The sequence below is a fragment of the Microbulbifer jejuensis genome (assembly GCF_047289955.1).
Lineage (GTDB): Bacteria > Pseudomonadota > Gammaproteobacteria > Pseudomonadales > Cellvibrionaceae > Microbulbifer.
Genome location: NZ_JBLBUB010000037.1, coordinates 20,031 through 37,928 on the forward strand (window position 1 = coordinate 20,031; position 17,898 = coordinate 37,928).

General features: G+C 53.9%; 15 protein-coding genes. 8 read left to right on the forward strand and 7 right to left on the reverse strand.

What is annotated here, in order from left to right; genetic code table 11:
• The first annotated feature begins 1 nt into the window (after nucleotide 1).
• The 5 genes from ACL7TT_RS18615 to ACL7TT_RS18635 all read left to right on the forward strand — a co-directional run bounded on the left by ACL7TT_RS18615 (nucleotide 2) and on the right by ACL7TT_RS18635 (nucleotide 4,439).
• A complete protein-coding gene (locus tag ACL7TT_RS18615; RefSeq protein ID WP_413397686.1) occupies nucleotides 2-925 on the forward strand; it encodes an FAD:protein FMN transferase in 924 nt (307 codons plus the stop codon).
• Nucleotides 925-1,164 carry a (Na+)-NQR maturation NqrM gene (nqrM, locus tag ACL7TT_RS18620; RefSeq protein ID WP_413397688.1) on the forward strand — a complete coding sequence of 80 codons (240 nt, stop codon included), beginning with the start codon at nucleotides 925-927 and terminating at the stop codon, nucleotides 1,162-1,164. The genes ACL7TT_RS18615 and nqrM overlap by 1 nt, the downstream gene beginning before the upstream one ends.
• 111 nt (nucleotides 1,165-1,275) lie before the next feature.
• The gene (gene sthA, locus ACL7TT_RS18625; protein WP_413397690.1) at nucleotides 1,276-2,673 is read left to right on the forward strand and encodes a Si-specific NAD(P)(+) transhydrogenase; all 1,398 of its coding nucleotides are present in this window, start codon (nucleotides 1,276-1,278) and stop codon (nucleotides 2,671-2,673) included.
• Nucleotides 2,670-3,134: a thioesterase family protein gene (locus tag ACL7TT_RS18630; RefSeq protein ID WP_413397692.1), complete on the forward strand. Its 465-nt coding sequence runs from the start codon at nucleotides 2,670-2,672 to the stop codon at nucleotides 3,132-3,134. Before sthA ends, ACL7TT_RS18630 begins: the two co-directional genes overlap by 4 nt.
• 414 nt (nucleotides 3,135-3,548) lie before the next feature.
• Entirely contained in the window at nucleotides 3,549-4,439 is an 891-nt protein-coding gene (locus tag ACL7TT_RS18635) for a zinc metalloprotease (protein WP_413397694.1), read from the forward strand.
• Between the two features lie 221 nt (nucleotides 4,440-4,660).
• Here ACL7TT_RS18635 and acnB read toward each other — a convergent pair whose 3' ends face one another.
• Nucleotides 4,661-7,276 (reverse strand): bifunctional aconitate hydratase 2/2-methylisocitrate dehydratase, encoded by a 2,616-nt coding sequence (acnB, locus tag ACL7TT_RS18640; RefSeq protein WP_413397696.1) that lies wholly within the window; start codon nucleotides 7,274-7,276, stop codon nucleotides 4,661-4,663.
• Nucleotides 7,277-7,580: 304 nt separating this feature from the next.
• Between acnB and ACL7TT_RS18645 the strand changes: the two genes are divergently transcribed.
• A complete protein-coding gene (locus ACL7TT_RS18645; RefSeq protein WP_413397698.1) occupies nucleotides 7,581-8,036 on the forward strand; it encodes a DUF1289 domain-containing protein in 456 nt (151 codons plus the stop codon).
• Nucleotides 8,037-8,217: 181 nt separating this feature from the next.
• On the opposite strand, the gene ACL7TT_RS18650 is transcribed toward ACL7TT_RS18645, so the two are convergent.
• The 5 genes from ACL7TT_RS18650 to ACL7TT_RS18670 all read right to left on the reverse strand — a co-directional run bounded on the left by ACL7TT_RS18650 (nucleotide 8,218) and on the right by ACL7TT_RS18670 (nucleotide 12,669).
• Complete coding sequence (locus ACL7TT_RS18650; protein WP_413397700.1) at nucleotides 8,218-9,153, reverse strand: hypothetical protein; 936 nt, start codon at nucleotides 9,151-9,153, stop codon at nucleotides 8,218-8,220.
• A gap of 250 nt (nucleotides 9,154-9,403) precedes the next feature.
• The gene (locus ACL7TT_RS18655) at nucleotides 9,404-10,159 is read right to left on the reverse strand and encodes a hypothetical protein (RefSeq protein WP_413397703.1); all 756 of its coding nucleotides are present in this window, start codon (nucleotides 10,157-10,159) and stop codon (nucleotides 9,404-9,406) included.
• Nucleotides 10,156-10,887, reverse strand: a complete 732-nt coding sequence (locus tag ACL7TT_RS18660) for a fluoroquinolone export ABC transporter permease subunit (protein WP_413397705.1) — start codon at nucleotides 10,885-10,887, stop codon at nucleotides 10,156-10,158. The genes ACL7TT_RS18655 and ACL7TT_RS18660 overlap by 4 nt, the downstream gene beginning before the upstream one ends.
• Complete coding sequence (locus ACL7TT_RS18665; RefSeq protein ID WP_413397707.1) at nucleotides 10,884-11,747, reverse strand: ABC transporter ATP-binding protein; 864 nt, start codon at nucleotides 11,745-11,747, stop codon at nucleotides 10,884-10,886. Before ACL7TT_RS18665 ends, ACL7TT_RS18660 begins: the two co-directional genes overlap by 4 nt.
• Before the next feature lie 259 nt (nucleotides 11,748-12,006).
• On the reverse strand, nucleotides 12,007-12,669 hold the full coding sequence (locus tag ACL7TT_RS18670) for a TetR family transcriptional regulator (protein WP_299946850.1): 663 nt from the start codon (nucleotides 12,667-12,669) through the stop codon (nucleotides 12,007-12,009).
• Between the two features lie 273 nt (nucleotides 12,670-12,942).
• Here ACL7TT_RS18670 and ACL7TT_RS18675 point away from each other — a divergent pair, with 273 nt between their 5' ends.
• Both ACL7TT_RS18675 and ACL7TT_RS18680 read left to right on the forward strand, forming a co-directional pair.
• A complete protein-coding gene (locus ACL7TT_RS18675) occupies nucleotides 12,943-14,127 on the forward strand; it encodes an efflux RND transporter periplasmic adaptor subunit (protein ID WP_413397709.1) in 1,185 nt (394 codons plus the stop codon).
• Nucleotides 14,128-14,138: 11 nt separating this feature from the next.
• Entirely contained in the window at nucleotides 14,139-17,318 is a 3,180-nt protein-coding gene (locus ACL7TT_RS18680; protein WP_413397711.1) for an efflux RND transporter permease subunit, read from the forward strand.
• Between the two features lie 99 nt (nucleotides 17,319-17,417).
• On the opposite strand, the gene ACL7TT_RS18685 is transcribed toward ACL7TT_RS18680, so the two are convergent.
• Entirely contained in the window at nucleotides 17,418-17,765 is a 348-nt protein-coding gene (locus ACL7TT_RS18685; RefSeq protein WP_413397713.1) for an FMN-dependent NADH-azoreductase, read from the reverse strand.
• Between the last annotated feature and the right edge of the window lie 133 nt (nucleotides 17,766-17,898).

Genomic DNA, 17,898 nt, shown 5'->3' on the forward strand with positions numbered 1-17,898 from the left:
CATGGGGACCAGTTATCACATCACGGTTGTCGATGTTCCCCGAGGTATTGAGCGCAGCAAGTTGCAAACACTGATTGATAGCGAGCTGCACCAGGTCAACCAGGCTATGTCCACCTATATCGACAATTCCGAGTTGATGCGCTTCAACCGCAGCCCTGTGGGCAAGGTCATACCGGTGAGCACGCCGCTTGCGGAGGTTGTGGAGATGTCCCTGGATATTTATCGCCGCAGCAATGGCGCCTTTGAGGTAACTGTGGGTCCCCTGGTCAATTTATGGGGATTTGGCCCCAAGCCGGAACCCGAATGGATTCCCTCCGAGGTGGACATTGCCCGCTTGCAGCAGATAGTGGGGTCCGATGCCCTCAAAATGACTCGTGAGCCGGATACCATCACTCGCGAGCGTCCGGTGGAAATAGACCTATCGGCCATTGCCAAAGGGCACGGGGTCGATCGGGTTGCTCAGCTGCTGGAACAGCAGGGCATTCGCAACTACCTGGTCGAGATCGGTGGTGAACTGCGTACCCTCGGTGTGAATCCAAAAGGTAGACTCTGGCGAATCGGCATTGAAGTGCCTGACTCAATAGGGCAGACCGTTCAACGACCTATTGATGTCAGTGGTAAAGGGGTGGCGACCAGTGGTGACTACCGCAACTACTACGAGCGCGGTGGTGTGCGCTATGCGCACAGCATTGATCCGCGCACCGGGCGCCCATTAAAGCACAGGCTGGCATCTGTGACCGTTGTTGCCGATACCTGTGCTGAAGCCGATGGTCTCGCCACGGCGCTGAATGTACTGGGGGCCCAAGCGGGGATGGCTTTGGCAGAGCGTGAAAATCTGGCCGTTTTTATGCTGGTAAAAACTGACAGGGGATTCGAAGAGCGGTACAGCACCGCCTTTGCCCCTTACCTTGAGAGGATTGAGTAGTGACAGTGTTTATCTTTGCCTTTGTTGTCATGTTGCTGGTCGTCGCAGGGATGGCAGTGGGCGTCATTGTGCAGAAAAAACCGTTAAAAGGATCCTGCGGTGGACTCAATAATCTCGGTATGAAGCAAAACTGTGCAATCTGCGGTGGCGATGATGAAGCGTGTGAGAAAGAGCAACAGCGTCAGCTGAAGAAAGCAGTTGCGGAGAATATTGCTTACGATGCCACCAAACGTAAGTAAGTTTTGTATGATACCGGTGGAGTTTGTTTGAGCATTTTACCAAATTAAAAATGCAGTGAGCTTCAGGGCATCTTCTCTCAAGGGTCTGGACATTTAGAGATAAGGCGTTAAATGGCAGAGCAAAAATTTGATCTGGTTGTTATTGGTTCTGGCCCTGCTGGAGAGGCCGCTGCCATGAGTGCTGCCAAAAAAGGGATGCGTGTAGCGGTTATTGAAAAACGCCAGGTGGTTGGCGGCAACTGTACCCACAAGGGCACTATCCCTTCCAAGGCGCTGCGGCACTCGGTAAAACAGTTGATGCGATACAACACCCAAAACGTATTCCGCGCACTGGGTGAACCGCGTCGACTTACCTTTCCCCAGGTGATGCAAACTGTGAACAAGGTGATTTCCTATCAGGTGGAAATGCATACCTCCTTATATGCGCGTAACCGGGTTGAGCTGGTCGTTGGTAAGGCGAAGTTCCGCGATGCCAACAGCTTGGATGTGCAGTTGCCAGATGGCGCCACGGAAAGCGTCACTGCGAAAAAAATCATCATCGCCACTGGCTCGCGTCCGTACCGTCCGGCAGATGTGGATTTTGAGCACGCACGCGTATATGACAGTGACACCATTTTGGATATGCGGCACACCCCGCACTCCATTATGATTTATGGAGCGGGGGTGATCGGTTGCGAATACGCTTCCATTTTTGCCGGCTTGGGTGTCAAGGTTGACCTGATCAATACCCGTGGCAGCCTGCTGGAATTCCTCGATGATGAAATCTCTGATGCCCTGAGTTATCACCTGCGCGATATGGGCGTGACCGTCCGTCACCGGGAAGAGCACGCACGGGTACTGCCCAATGCACAGGGCGTGATTATGGAAATGCAGTCCGGCAAGCGTATCCATGCCGACGCATTGCTTTGGTGTAACGGCCGTACCGGTAATACCAGCACTTTGGGGCTGGACAATGTCGGATTGGAGGCTAACCACCGCGGCCAGCTGAGCGTAGATGATCACTACTGCACCGAGGTGGAAAATATCTATGCTGTGGGGGATGTGATCGGCTGGCCCAGCCTTGCCAGCGCCTCCTATGACCAGGGCCGTGCTGTGGCGGCAGCTATTGCCGGGCGTGGTCACCGTGTTATCGAAGACGCACCCACTGGTATCTATACCCTGCCGGAAATCTCTTCCGTGGGTAAAACCGAATCCGAACTGACCGCCGCCAAGGTACCCTACGAGGTAGGCCGCGCACTCTTCAAGCATACCGCGCGGGCGCAGATTTCCGGTGAGCGCGTGGGTATGCTCAAGATCCTGTTCCACATCGAAACCCGCGAAATCCTGGGTATTCACTGTTTTGGTGCCGAAGCCGCTGAAATTGTGCATATCGGCCAGGCGATTATGAAGCAGCCTGCACCAAATAATACGATTGATTACTTCGTCAACACCACGTTTAACTATCCCACTATGGCGGAGGCGTACCGCAGTGCCGCTTTGGATGGACTTAACCGGGTTGCACGATTATGACAGAACCCTCACCAAGTGAATTTCAGGAACTGGTAAAGGGTTTTTTTGAGCAAATCCCCTTTAACCAGCAAATTGGTCTTGAGATGCGCTCCCTGGACCTGGAGGCCCTCACACTTTCCGCTGGTTTTGAGTTGCGTCCGCATCTCATTGGCAATATCTGGAAGAACATTTTACACGGAGGTGTTATCGCCACGGCGCTGGACACCGTTGGCGGCCTCACCGCCATGGTGGCCGCCTACCAGCGCCTGGGAGATCTGCACTGGGAGGAGAAGGTGGATCGGCTGTCGAAACTCGGCACCGTGGATATGCGGGTGGACTACCTGAAACCGGGCAGGGGCCGGCATTTTCTCTGTGAGGGTGCCATTCTTCGCACAGGTAAAAAACTGGTCGTTGCGCGTACGGAGCTGCGCAATGATACGGATGCATTGATCGCCACCGGAACAGCAACTTATCTCTACTAATGGCACTTAAGAACAAGGGTGCAGGGTGGCAGCAGGATATCAACTTTTTTCAGGGCCTTCCTGATGGAATGGTTGATCTCGGTATAGCAGAAAATAAAATCAAAAAAGTAGAGCCCGTGGCCGACAGGTAATGACTCAATCTATGAAGGGTTAATAAACTAAGTTTAATTTATTGGCCGTTAAATTAACTCAGGATCTATTTTTTGTGGGCCAGGTCACGGGATTCCGGGGAAATTCAAGTTGCAGTTGCCACTGGATAAGATACCGTGTGACCGCCTTGGCCAATTCTATTGGCAATGCACTGCTGCCAGCGTTGTTTATAACTTAATGCCAATAAAAAAGGGTTCAAGCAATAACTGTTTGGAAGTATATAGCGATGATATGACGTAACAATAATAATAGAGGAATATTCTAATGAAAGCCTTAATGAATAATAGGTTACGAAGAAAATCCTGGTTTTTCAGTCTGCTATTTTTTCCTTTTATACTGTTTTCCCATAACCTGCCTGCCTTTGAAGAGAATCAAAAAGCACTTCGCTGTGGTACGGAACACCCGACGGAACAAGAGGCGGTATTGCAGGAAAGTTATTTTACAACGATGAACGGCGCATTGAGCAATTATGTCCAGCGCCAGGCAGGTCTGGCGGGCGTGAACGTGCATTTTCATGTAATCACAGACACCTTTGGAAATGGTGCCCTGTCCCTCCTTGAAATCAACAATCAAATGAGCGTGCTGAATGCTGCATTTTCTGCAACACCTTTCAGTTTCAATCTGGCATCGGTCACAACTACTTCGAATAACAGTTGGTACCAAGTTGCGCCCAGTACCCCTGCCGAATTCCAGATGAAGTCGACATTACGCGTGGGAGGTGCCGCAGATCTGAATATTTATACGGCGAATATCGGCGGTGGCTTGTTGGGTTGGGCAACCTTTCCTAGCAGTTATGCCTCAAATCCCATTAATGATGGCGTGGTCATTTTGACGGAGTCCCTGCCGGGCGGCAGTGCCTCACCTTACAACGAGGGGGATATCCTGGTTCATGAAGTCGGACACTGGGTGGGGTTGTACCACACCTTTCAGGGCGGTTGCAGCAGCCCGGGGGACTTTGTCGCGGATACACCGGCGGAAAGTTCTCCGTCCCGCGGTTGTCCAGTGGGGCGAGATTCTTGCCAGGGAGCGGGGTTTCCAGGTCTGGATTCGATCCACAACTACATGAATTACACCGATAACGCCTGTATGTTCCAATTCACCTCGGGCCAGTCAACCCGCGCTGACCAACAGAGTGGGTTTTACCGGGGTCTTTAGAGCCTGCTCCGAGAGGGAATCCGTTTCCCCAGGCTACTGGAGAGCGGCCCCACGCCCCCGGCTTCTGTGAAGCCGGGGGCGTGGGGAGTTTCTATCGTTATTGTATTCGCTTTACCATCTCTTATGTCGAGACGAAAGCGCAGCACGCGATAGTTCAATCGCTTGAAGGATAACAAGTCTTATTCAAGGGAAAGGGCTTCCGGATAAGACAGGATTATCCCTTAAACGGCAACCTCCTGAATCTCAATGGCAGCGATACGCTTGCCTTCTTCGGCAGACTTCTGGAATTCCTCAATCTGATCAAAGTTCATGTAGCGATAGATCTCGCCAGCCATAGAGTCTATGTTTTCCGCATATGCCCGATACTCTTCCAGAGTGGGCAGCCTGCCGAGGATAGCACCCACTGAGGCGAGTTCCGCGGAGGTGAGATACACATTGGCGCCGTCGCCCAGGCGGTTGGGAAAATTGCGGGTGGAAGTGGATAGTACGGTGCTGTTTGGTGCTACGCGCGCCTGGTTGCCCATACACAGGGAGCATCCGGGCATTTCGGTGCGGGCACCGGCAGCGCCATAAATGTTGTAGTAGCCTTCTTCCATCAGCTGGTGTTCATCCATTTTGGTGGGTGGCGCAATCCACATGCGGGTAGCAATGCCCCCTTTGTGCTGCTCCAGTAGCTTACCTGCAGCGCGGAAATGACCGATATTGGTCATACAGGAGCCGATAAATACTTCGTCCACCTTGTCGCCGGCCACTTCTGACAGCAGACGGGCATCGTCCGGGTCGTTCGGCGCACAGACGATGGGCTCCTGGATTTCTGCCAGATCAATCTCGATCACCTCAAGATACTCGGCATTGGTATCGGCCTGCATCAGATTCGGAGCGGCCAGCCACGCTTCCATGGCGCGGGCGCGGCGTTCCAGAGTGCGCTTGGAGCCATAACCTTCAGCGATCATCCAGCGCAGCAGGGTGATATTGGAGCGCAGGTATTCGGCAATGGTGTCTTCAGACAGCTTGATGGTACACCCGGCTGCGGAGCGTTCGGCAGAGGCGTCAGAGAGTTCGAAAGCCTGCTCTACGGTCAGGGTTTCTAACCCCTCGATCTCAAGGATACGGCCAGAGAAGATGTTTTTCTTGCCTTTTTTCTCTACGGTCAACAGGCCCTGCTTGATGGCATAGTAGGGGATCGCGTGGACCAGGTCGCGCAGGGTGATACCGGGTTGCATTTCACCTTTGAAACGTACCAGTACGGATTCCGGCATATCCAGTGGCATGACACCGGTTGCCGCCGCGAAGGCTACCAGCCCGGAACCGGCCGGGAAGGAAATGCCCATAGGAAAGCGGGTGTGGGAGTCACCACCAGTACCGACGGTGTCAGGCAACAGCATACGGTTCAGCCAGCTGTGGATAATACCGTCTGCCGGGCGCAGGGAAACGCCACCGCGGTTTATAATAAAGTCCGGCAATGTATGCTGGGTATCGATATCGACGGGTTTGGGATAGGCTGCGGTGTGACAGAAAGATTGCATCACCAGATCGGTGGAGAAGCCAAGGCAGGCCAAATCTTTCAATTCATCCCGGGTCATCGGGCCGGTGGTGTCCTGGGAGCCCACGGTGGTCATCTTGGGTTCGCAGTAGGTGCCCGGGCGAATGCCCTCTATACCACAGGCTTTGCCTACCATCTTTTGTGCCAGCGTGTAGCCCTTGCCTGTATCGGCGGGGAGCTTCGGCTTTCGGAACAGGTCAGAGGGGGGCAAGCCCAGGGATTCGCGGGCTTTACCGGTAAGGCCGCGACCGATAATCAGATTGATGCGGCCACCGGCCTGAACCTCGTCGAGCAGAACGTCGGATTTTAGTTGGAATTCGGACAGCACTTTGCCGTCTTCGGAGAGGATTTTTCCGTCGTAAGGGCGAATTTCAATCACATCGCCCATGCCCAATGCATCAACCGGCGCTTCGAATACCAGTGCCCCGGCATCTTCCATGGTATTGTAAAAGATTGGGGCAACTTTACTGCCAATACAGATCCCGCCTCCTTTTTTGTTGGGTACGCCGGGCATTTCTTCACCAAAGTACCACAGCACGGAGTTGGTAGCGGATTTACGCGAGGAACCGGTGCCGACGACATCGCCGACGAAGGCAACAGGAAGACCTTTGGCTTTCACAGCTTCGATTTGTTTCAAAGGGCCCACTGCGCCGGGTTCTTGCGGCTCCAGGCCGTCGCGCTGCATTTTGTACATGGCGAGCGCATGCAGGGGGATATCCGGACGGGACCAGGCGTCGGGCGCCGGAGACAGGTCGTCGGTGTTGGTTTCCCCGGTGACCTTGAATACCGCCACCTTGATGCTTTCTGGCACCTTGTTGCGCCTGGTAAACCACTCCGCATCAGCCCAGGATTGCAGGACCGCGCTGGCATTCTCGTTGCCGGCCTTGGCTTTTTCTTCCACATCGTGGAAAGCGTCGAACATCAGCAGGGTGCCTTTCAACTGCTCGGCAGCCAACTCGCCCAGATCCTTGTCGTCCAATAATTCAACCAGAGTGGTGATATTGTAGCCACCCAACATTTGACCGAGCAACTCTACCGCATGTTTACGATCAATCAGAGGGGATTCTGCTTCGCCTTTGATAATGGCAGAGAGGAAACCGGCCTTTACATATGCGGCCTCGTCAACACCCGGCGGTACGCGATGGGTGAGCAATTCAACCAGTTCCTGTTCTTTGCCTTCAAGCGGGGCTTTCAGTAGCTCAACCAGGCCGGCTACCTGCTCGGCGTCCAGTGGTTTTGGTGGGATGCCCTGTTCGGCGCGTTCTGCGACGTGTTTGAGGTAGGTTTCAAGCACGGATACGTCCCTCTCGGTATGTGGAGTGGCACCAACAGCGGATGGAATTCCCGGTCTATGCACGGGTTCTCGGGATTTTTTTCGAGGCCGCTGAGGGCGGGGTGGCGAATACTACAGGAAAGTCCTACTGCTGTTAAGTTTATCGAAAAATCAATAATTTAGGTAAATTCTGGCTATTGGTGGGATGAATGTTGGTGGTTTTCTGGCCAGTGCTTCCCCCCTTTTCTTGATGGCCGAAACAAAATAGTCTACCCGCAACTTTCGCTCGGCCGATGTGGCCAGAGTGGGCCAGTCTGGGTATTCGATGTACAGAAAAATTCGCACCCCATGTATTGGGGTCTGTTCAACAGGCATTGGTGACGAGGTATGCCGTGGGTGCAAGCGTTTTGCCCATGAAGTCATCGATTGGAATGCCTATACCGAGGAGCAGCGCCGTATCATCGCACAGCGGCGAGAGGGCTATTTGGCCAGTGCGGTACGCAGCCAGTTGTACATTCTAGACCAGCCACTGTTGCTGGCTCAGTTGAGACACCAGCAGATCCGTTTTGATGACCGCCAGGATCCCTACTGCTGGGTGTTTGAACTGTTGCGTGCAGGGGCAAGCCAGATTGTCAATCCACGGGAGTATGGGGTAAGCCCTACAAACCAGGCCCGGGGCTTACCCCTTGAGGAAATTCGCCAGCGTATCGATGAGGATTTTTATGCCTTGTCGGTTTCCTACTACCAGCGCTATGTGGCTCCGGGGATAGTAGAGGGCTGACCATCCATCCAACCTGCTAAGCCTCCTGTAACAGGCTTGCCTTTTCGGTTATTGCCACCTGGCAAAGTGCAAAGGCCGGTTGGAGTTCATTTTACTGTGGCCCAGCGGGATAGCTGTCACTCTGGCAGCGCTGCTGCAGTTTTTCCCATTTGCAGGAAAGCGGGGAGAATCGAAGTTTTCTTTATCGCTGCTCTTTCAGGAACACTCTGAGCGCAGGCAGGAAAGCCTCAGTGGCCAGCCCCAGGTCCCGTCTCTGGCGACGACGGCTCGGGCTGGGCTGGTGATCGATACGGGTGAAGTTGGGTAGCTGTCCAGCACTGTTGGCCTCTACCAATACCGGCATGGATGAATACCCGACCTGGTGGTATTCCTCTTTCTGAGCCTCTTTGTGCCTATAGAAAATTTCCGCCACCTGCAGGTTGGGGCGGCTTTGAACCTGCACCTGACGAAGATGGCCTTGCTGGCTTTTGTGCAGGCCGGCAAGCAGGTGCCGCTGGTACTGTATACCCGGATCAGAGCCGATTGGATCCAGTTGTACCAACTTTTTCTCACACCAGCTCACCGTCACTTTACGGATCGACTTGCGCGCCTTAATCCAGGACAGGGCGATGGCATCTGGGCGTTGGGTGCAGAGAAGTATCAGCCGATAGCATTGGCGCAGATGGGCGCGGGGGTGGCCTGAAGTGGTCAGTATTTCCCGCACACTGCGGTCGCACTCTGCCACGGGGCGCTCCTCCAGGGCCGCTCTGAAACTTGAAATTGCAGTGTAAAATGCTTTTTTTTGTTGATTGAGCTGTTGTGCGAGGGAAAGGGTTTTCCTCGGTACCGCAAGTAGTCCGGGGATTTGCAAAGTGACCCGAGCGTCACCGCCAGAGCCCATGGGCTCTAAGTAATCCAGTTGCGCGTACAAAGCGCCTGCCAGCGAAAAGGGCTGGTCGAAACCCTTATCGAGGGCCAAGGAGGCATTCCTGGCGAACTCGGGTTGCAGCAGGTAGTGCTGCCAGGGTTTGCCTGCGGCTTGCAATTGTTCCAGGGACTCGCGCAGCCTGGTGGCGCTGGAATGCAATTTGTCCAGCAGTGGCGGGATTGCCTGTGCCAATTCCCGATAGTGTTTCATTGTTGTTGTTCCCGGTTTGGTAAAGCTCTATATTAATACACTTAATAAATCGTTACCAATTTTATAATAAATATTAAACCAAAATTTTAACCATTAAACCTCTCTGCGCTCACAGCAATTCCTGATCTTTACCCTTGATTATTGGCCGGGCATAGTTGCCGGATCTGCTACAACAAATAGTATTAGTTAAAGCTCCTGTGGGATATGAAGCAACCATATTGGTATCACCCTGCCCAATTTTTTGGTAATGCTAAATGATGCGTGTAATACGGTGCGATAGCCACATGGTCATTATCCCTTGCATTACAATTGCGAGGCATACGGTAGCCCACCAGTCAGTGGCGCCATTCCAGGCCATCCAATACGCTTTGCTGACCAAGAAAGGAGGGAATAAACCAAACAGCCATTGCCAGGGTTCGGCAACAAACCACCCCAATACAATAATTCCACCTGCGAGGCTGACGAATTTAGCCACGGCAAATCCTTGCACTTTGTTCTCTGCGGTAACTGTAATAAATAATGCCACGATCGGAGCGGTTAACGCTGCCCCAACGGCCAATACTGGCAGCTGCCACAGCCCCAACTGCCCTTGGTGGGTCACTGCCAACATACCGGCCACTATTAGAAAGCCAAATGCAGAGGTTGCGGCTACCCGGTAACCTAGGTAACCCAAAGGCGATACTGGTGTGACCAGCATTGCGCACCAAGTTCGGTCATCCTTCTCGCCAAGCAATAGGAACCCAAACACAGTTCCCACCAATGCCGCCCCATTGTAGAGGATCATGTGTGCCAGGATGGGTGGGTAATAGGAATACAGAGGGCGGCCAACGAGCTCTCCGGGCATGACTCCGTGTTGGCTAAGATATTCGTTCAACCAAGGCAAACCGTAGCGCAAGGCTAGGCTCAATAGAAGTGCAAAAACAAACATCGAGATTAACAGTTGATCCCGCCCGATAAGCCGCAAATCGTTGCGTCCCAATCGAATTGCCAGTGGTGTTTGTTTCAACTCTGTCTCCAGAACTCAAGGATGTGGACCTGGTAAGCTCGATACATCCATACCGTGAGGAGTATTATCGTTACCGCCGTATAGCCAAGTCCGTATGTCCATTCCGCAGGATTCAGAGTGTGGAATGCACCCTGTATCAGTAGGGTCGGCGCACAGGTAGGAATCAACAGAAATATCGGGTGTTCGCTAAGACCCAGGAATCTCAAAATAGGCAGTTGTAAAAGGCTTGTTATTAACGCGAGCGGAAGGAGAAATTCCATCAATGTTTGATACCGAACCACCAGGATCAATCCAACCAATGAATAGACGATGCTCAGCGTCACAATGCCGAGGAGTAAGAAAAGAACTTCAACCGCTGTAAAAGGCCACCCTTGCCCAATCAGCATCAAGGTGCCACCGACCATGACCAAGGATTCTACTATTGCCAAAGTTGATAGTGACACGATTTTTGCCCACAGGTATTCACGACTGTGCAGAGGTGACGCGAGCTGCGCGATCAGAGTACCTTGCTCTTTTTCGAAAACGACCAGGACCGCCGCGTACAGCAGGGTGGAGCCCCCGACGGTGGCCAGTAACAGTACCGGTAACAGGGCGGGCAAGTACGCCGGCGAGGCAAGCATGCCGAGTGCCAGGGCCAATACCGCACTGACTCCGATTCCGATCGAATACAGCTGCGTGCGCAGTTGTATTCGAAAGTCGGTGGCCATCATCGATAGCAGGCGGTTCATGGTGACAAAGCCTCTCCAGTCACCTCAATAAACACGTTGTCCAACGTTGTTTCCTGTGAATGTACTGTCTCAATCCGCTGCGCGGACCTCAACAACTCAATAAATGCGGCATTGTTGCCGATTCCGTCGAGCCCGAACTTTTTTTGTACCGTCTCTGATGAACCATCAATGTAATCTACTATAACCTCACGACTGCCAAAGCATCGCTTCAGTTTCAGTGGGGCGTCGATCAAGCGCAAAGCCCCTTGCGTGATAAATGCGACACGGTCACATAAAGCATCCGCGAGATTCATATCGTGGGTTGTAATAAATACGGTTGCTCCCCGTGAGCGGAGTTCCAGCACTAGATTTTGGATCTTCCGTGCGTTTGTGGGATCCAACCCACTTGTCGGTTCATCCAAAAACAGAATTTTCGGGCCGTGGATAATGCTGCGAGCGACATTCAGTCTTACCTTCATTCCCTTACTGAATTCAGAGACTTTTTGGTTCATCGCCTCAGCTAATCCGACCCACTCCAAGACTTCCGTTGAATCATACGTCTGGCCGGTATAAAACGAGCGAAAGTGTTCGAGATTTTCCCGTGCGGTCAGTTTGAGATAGTGGTTGGGGAATTCGAATGAAACGCCAACATACTCATAATACTCCTTCCCCCAGCCGGCTAACTCCCGGTTCATCACTTTCACTTGGCCGCCGTATCCGCGCAACAGGCCGGTCAGTATGTTCTGCGTAGTCGATTTCCCCGCTCCCGAAGGTCCAAGCAAGCCCACTATCTCACCCTGGGCTATCTTGAAGCTAATACCACGTACGGCATTTTCAGCAGAGCGGGGGTAACGATAAGTCAAATCGCGCACTGTAATCATAGGTATTGCCCTAATGCGAACTCCTGCCCCCCATACAACGCTAACTGATGCCCAGGGGTAGTGTGGTTGCAACTGAGGTTCGTTTTTCTATACCGCTGAATTAAGACGGAATATGTGATTTGTTCCCTGGAATAGTGGTTTTGCTGAAAGCCCTTGGCTCGAGTTGATTTTTTATGCTGTCCAATTTGAAAACAATACTTGAAAGAGGTCAATGTCACATGACTACACGGCTTTTTTGCCGTTTGGACAAAGGGGTTAATCAGTGGAGGGCGCAGACTTGCCGCTGTCTGTTTTGGCGCATAGCGGGAGAAAAACGGATCATATCCAATAGGGAATCTATATAGCGCTCGCCAAGCTCGCCGAGATCCTTCTCACGCGATGACAACAACCATTCTTCTAGTACACTGAAGAGACCGCCGTGTAACATCTGCGAAGCGAGACTCACATCCAGATCCGCCGGTAATTGTTCAGCGGTGACGGCCATTTGCACCAGTTGCCCCATGCCTTCAAAGCCCACGGTGCGGCCCTGCTGTATACGCCGAAGGGATTCATTGCCCTCATCAACCAATTCACCGCATTGAAAGATAATCTCCAGTACCCTCTGCCACTGCTCGTTGCAGGCAATTTCGTGGAACAGCCATACCCAGCGGGTACGCAGTATGCCCAGTGGGTCTCTTTTAACCTGGTTCCCAGCGGATTCGCACAATTGTTCACCGGGCACCCGCATACGTTCGGTCAGGGCATTGAGGAGTTCGACATTGTCACGAAAATGATCGCATAGAGCACCCTGGCTAATGCCAGCCAGCTCAGCCACTGCTGAAAGGGAAGAAGCGGAGACCCCCGATTCATGAAAGATACTGAGTGCCGCGTCCAGTATGCGTTCTCGGATCTTCAGGGTTTGTTCGTTGCTCTGTTTGGTCATCGGGACTGCTGCTTCATCTGTAATCACATTAACCTCACCTGACCGTGGATTTACGGCATTTCGCCGCAGGGTGAGTGGGTGCGGTTTTTATGCAAGCTATTGAAAACAAAGGAAGAAATTGCCTATTAGTGGGAAATTGCAGAGTGATAAATACTTGATAGAGTTCCATTCGCGCACATAAAATGCCAATCTGCTGGAACCGGATTTTCCCCCCACTTGCACTTCCCGCTCCTGACAGCGCAGCCCAGGCAGTCAGCGCTTACCGAGGTAATCATGCTCAACAATAAAGCTCTCATCGGTCTTCTGGCCGTGTCCTCTTTGCTCACAGCCTGTGGTGAAGAGGCCGCTGTGCCGTCAAGAATGACACCTCAGGTAACCATTGTCACACTAAAGTCTGAGCCAATCACGCTCACACGGGAACTGCCGGGGCGCACTTCACCATTTAAGGTGGCGGAAGTGCGCCCACAAGTGAATGGCATTGTAAAACAGCAGTTGTTTCGTGAAGGCGGTCGGGTAGAGGCCAATCAGCCCCTCTACCAGTTGGATGACGCTATCTATCGAGCAGATGTGGACAATGCCCAGGCAATACTGCAGCGTGCCAATGCCGTCATGCATATCGCCCGCTTGAAAGCTGACCGCAGCGAAGAACTGGTAAGTGATGGCGCGGTAAGCAAACAGGAGAACGACTCTGCCGAGGCCGACCTGCAGGCGGCCCGTGCCGATGTGGCCGCGGCCAAGGCGGGGCTGCACAGGGCGGAGATTCAATTGGCCTATGCGCGAATCACCTCGCCAATTACCGGTCGGATTGGCAAGTCTGCCGTTACCCAGGGGGCACTGGTCACTGCCAATCAAGCCGCTGCGCTGGCTACTGTCCAGCAACTGGACCCCATTTATGTAGATGTCACCCAGTCTGCCGCCGAGCTTGTGAGCCTGCGCCGGGCTCTGGAAGCGGGTACTCTTGGGGACGCGACCCATCTGCCAGTCAGGATCTTTCTGGAGGACGGTAGCGAGTTTGAGTACAAAGGCAAGCTGGAATTCGCCGAGGCCAGTGTCGATCCATCCACCGGTAGCGTCCTCCTGCGCGTGGTGGTACCGAACCCTGACCATATGTTGCTTCCGGGGATGTATGTGCGTGCGATTGCGGGTAGCGGGGTGCTTGAGAAAGCCATTCTGGTACCTCAGGAGGGTATAGCGCGGGATCCTAATGGGACTACTTCGGCGATGGTGGTCACGGAGGAGAATATTGTGACCCAGCGCACGGTCAGGGTAAGCCGCACTATCGGCAATCGCTGGCTGGTAGAGGAGGGCCTGCATACGGGAGACCGAGTGATTGTCGCCGGCCTGCAGAAGATTCGTCCGGGTGCGCCGGTGCAGGCCAGCGAGCGTTCTGACACACAGCCGTCGGCAGTGCCAGGAGGTGTCCAGGCCCCCGAAGTATCCGCCCGGCAGGGCTCCTGAGGATAGGAATTATGGCGAACTTTTTTATCCACCGGCCTGTCTTTGCCTGGGTGCTGGCCATCATCACCATGCTGGCGGGGGCGCTTTCCATTATCCAGTTGGCTGTGGAGCGCTACCCGAATATTGCGCCGCCTGCGGTCAATATTGGAGCCAATTACCCCGGTGCTTCCGCCCAGGTGGTTGAGGACTCGGTCACCCAGATTCTGGAGCAGAATATGAAAGGCCTCGATGGCCTGCTTTATATGTCTGCAACCAGCCAGTCGAATGGAAGCGCTTCCCTCTCTCTGACCTTCGAAAATGGTACAGATCCGGATACCGCCCAGGTGCAGGTACAAAACAAGGTGCAGCTGTCTATGCCGCTGCTGCCACAAGAGGTGCAGATTCAGGGGGTGAACGTCAGCAAATCCCGCAGCGGCTTCCTGATGGTGGCCGGTTTTGTGTCCGAAGACGGTAGCATGAATCGCAATGACATCGCCGATTATATCAATTCCGCCATTGTAGATCCCGTTAGCCGGGTACCTGGTGTCGGCAATGTGCAGGTCTTCGGGTCCAAATACGCTATGCGCATTTGGTTGGATCCCAACAAGCTGACCACCTACGGCCTGTCTGCAGCGGAGGTTGCTGCTGCGATACGTGCACAAAATGCCCAGGTTGCGGTAGGCAGCCTCGGCGCTGCACCGGCAATATCGGGGCAGCAGTTGAACGCTTCGATTACCTCCCAGGGGCGTCTGCAAACCCCGGAACAGTTCCGCGCGATTGTAATACGGGCCAATGACGACGGTTCCCTGCTGCGTCTTGGTGATATCGCGCGGGTGGAGTTGGGGGCGGAAAACTACGAGATGATCTCTCGCTACAATCGCCAACCGGCTACTGGTATCGCCATTAACCTGGCCACCGGCGCCAATGCGCTGGAGACGGCCGAGGGCGTCAAGGCGAAGCTCAAGCAACTGGAGCCCTTTTTCCCGCAGGGTTTGAAATCGGTAATACCCTTTGATACCACACCGTTTGTTGAGGTTTCCATCAAGGGGGTCATTGTCACCCTGGCCGAGGCGATTATCCTGGTCTTTCTGGTGATGTACCTGTTTCTGCAGAACTTCCGCGCAACCCTGATTCCCACAATCGCGGTGCCGGTCGTGTTGCTGGGTACTTTCGCTGTGCTTGCGGCTCTGGGCTTCTCGATAAATATGCTGACCATGTTTGCCATGGTCCTGGCCATTGGCCTGCTGGTGGACGATGCCATTGTTGTGGTGGAGAACGTCGAGCGGGTGATGCGGGATGAGGGATTGCCTCCCAGGGAAGCCACGAAAAAATCCATGCGTCAGATAACCCCGGCGCTGGTGGGTATTGGCGTTGTGCTTTCGGCAGTATTTGTACCCATGGCGTTTATGGATGGCGCAACCGGGGTCATTTATCGCCAGTTCTCTGCGACCATTGTTGCCGCCATGGTGCTCTCGGTGTTGGTAGCCATTATCCTGACGCCGGCGCTTTGCGCGACCTTACTAAAGCCGCTGGCCCAGGGCGAAAGCCACGGCCAGCGGGGGTTTTTCGGTTGGTTCAATCGCAACTTTGAACGCAGCAGCCAGCGCTACCAAAAAGGGGTGAGGGCGGTTGTTACCCGCGGCGGTCGTTTTATGCTGCTCTTTGTCATGCTTTCTGCGGTGATGGTGATGCAGTTTTTGCGTCTGCCCAGTTCTTTTTTGCCGGACGAAGACCAGGGCGTGCTCTTCTCTATGGTGCAGGCGCCGGTGGGCGCCACTCAGGAGCGCACCATGGAATCTATCCGCAAGGTGGAAGACCAGTTTCTCAACAACGAGCAGGATACGGTTGCGTCCGTATTTTCGGTGCAGGGATTCAGTTTTGCCGGCAGCGGCCAGAACACCGGTATTGCTTTTGTCAATCTCAAGGACTGGTCTGAGCGGGAGGAGGCCCAGACAAGCGCCAGTGCCGTAGCGATGCGGGCCATGGGTGCATTGATGCAAATAAAGGATGCCCTTGCCTTTGCCTTTTCACCACCGCCTATACCTGAGCTGGGCTCTTCCGGAGGCTTTGCTTTTTACCTGATGGACAATGGCAACCTGGGACATCAGGCGCTGACTGCAGCGCGTAACCAGTTTCTGGGCATGGCCGCGCAGAGTTCGCTGCTCTCCAATGTCAGACCCAACGGGCAGGAGGACACACCGCAATTCCGTGTGCAAGTTGATAACGCCAAGGCTGCGGCAATGGGGTTGTCTGTTGCAGAGATCAACAGTGCACTCAGCACTGCCTGGGGTGGCTCCTATATCGATGATTTTATTGATCGGGGCCGGGTCAAGCGGGTATACATGCAGGCGGATGCCCCTTACCGCATGGTGCCGGAGGATTTCCAACTCTGGTCTGTACGCAATGCCCAGGGCGATATGGTGCCACTGTCCTCATTCGCCAGTTTTTCCTGGGAATACGGTTCACCGCGGCTTGAGCGCTACAATGGCCTGCCCGCTATGGAGATCAATGGCCAGGCGGCGCCTGGCATCAGCTCTGGGGAGGCCATGGCGGAAGTGGAAAAGCTGGTGGCGACACTGCCGGTAGGGATCGGGATGGAGTGGAGTGGCCTCTCCTATCAGGAGCGCGCTGCTGGTGCGCAGGCGCCACTGCTTTACATCCTGTCTCTGTTGATTGTGTTTTTGTGTCTGGCGGCATTGTATGAGAGTTGGACCGTGCCCACTGCGGTACTGCTGATCGCGCCACTGGGCATTCTCGGTGCAGTGCTTGCGAACAGCCTGCGGGGGATGGAACGGGATGTCTACTTCCAGGTCGCCATGCTCACAACTGTTGGCCTGACCAGCAAAAATGCCATCTTGATCGTGGAGTTCGCCAAGCACAACCTGGACAGCGGCATGGAACTGGTGGCAGCTACCATGCGTGCGGTGCGCGACCGGTTGCGCCCAATCCTCATGACTTCACTCGCTTTTGGTCTGGGTGTGTTGCCACTGGCTGTTGCTACCGGGGCCGGTTCCGGTGCCCAGCGGGCCATTGGCACCGGCGTGCTGGGGGGTATGGTGGTGGGAACCCTGCTCGGTATCTTCTTTATTCCGCTCTTTTTTGTGGTTGTGCAGCGCTTATTTGGTCGGAATAAGACCTCGTTCAGCGCGGAACTTCCCGCTGATCAGGGAAAGCTTACCGATAAACAAGCGGACACTGTAGAGGCCGTATAAAACCCCTTTTTGCATTGTCTTGAATAGAAATAAAAGGTATGGGCCGACACAATCGGCCCCAATCGCAACCTGCCGTAGGCAATTTTTTTCACCGAGGGATCAGGAGAGTTCGGTAATACGCCTGTTTGCCGCTGCCAGGTTCTTTTCTTTCGCCTCCCCGGCAACAGCCAGTCCTTCTGTGTAAATGAACTCCACATCGGTCATGCCCACAAACCCCAGAAACTGACGCAAAAATGCGCTTTGCGCATGATCATCACCGTAGAAGCCGCCGCGAGCCGCAAAGACGATAACTTTTTTGTTCACGAGCATCCCCTGGGGGCCATTATCGGTATAGCGAAAGGTAACACCGGAGCGGGCAATATGATCGAAATAGGTGTGCAACGTGGATGGAATAGTGAAGTTGTACATAGGTACTCCCATTACCACGGTCTCAGCGTAAGCGATCAAGTAACCTCGCCCTTTGGTTCATTCGGCAGGCCTGCTTCCGTTGCGCTCTGAAGATTCCATGGCAACAGGGCTTCAATTTCCCCGACGGTCTGCGCTCGCGGTAAGTCGGTGTAAACTCGGCGCAGGTAATCGT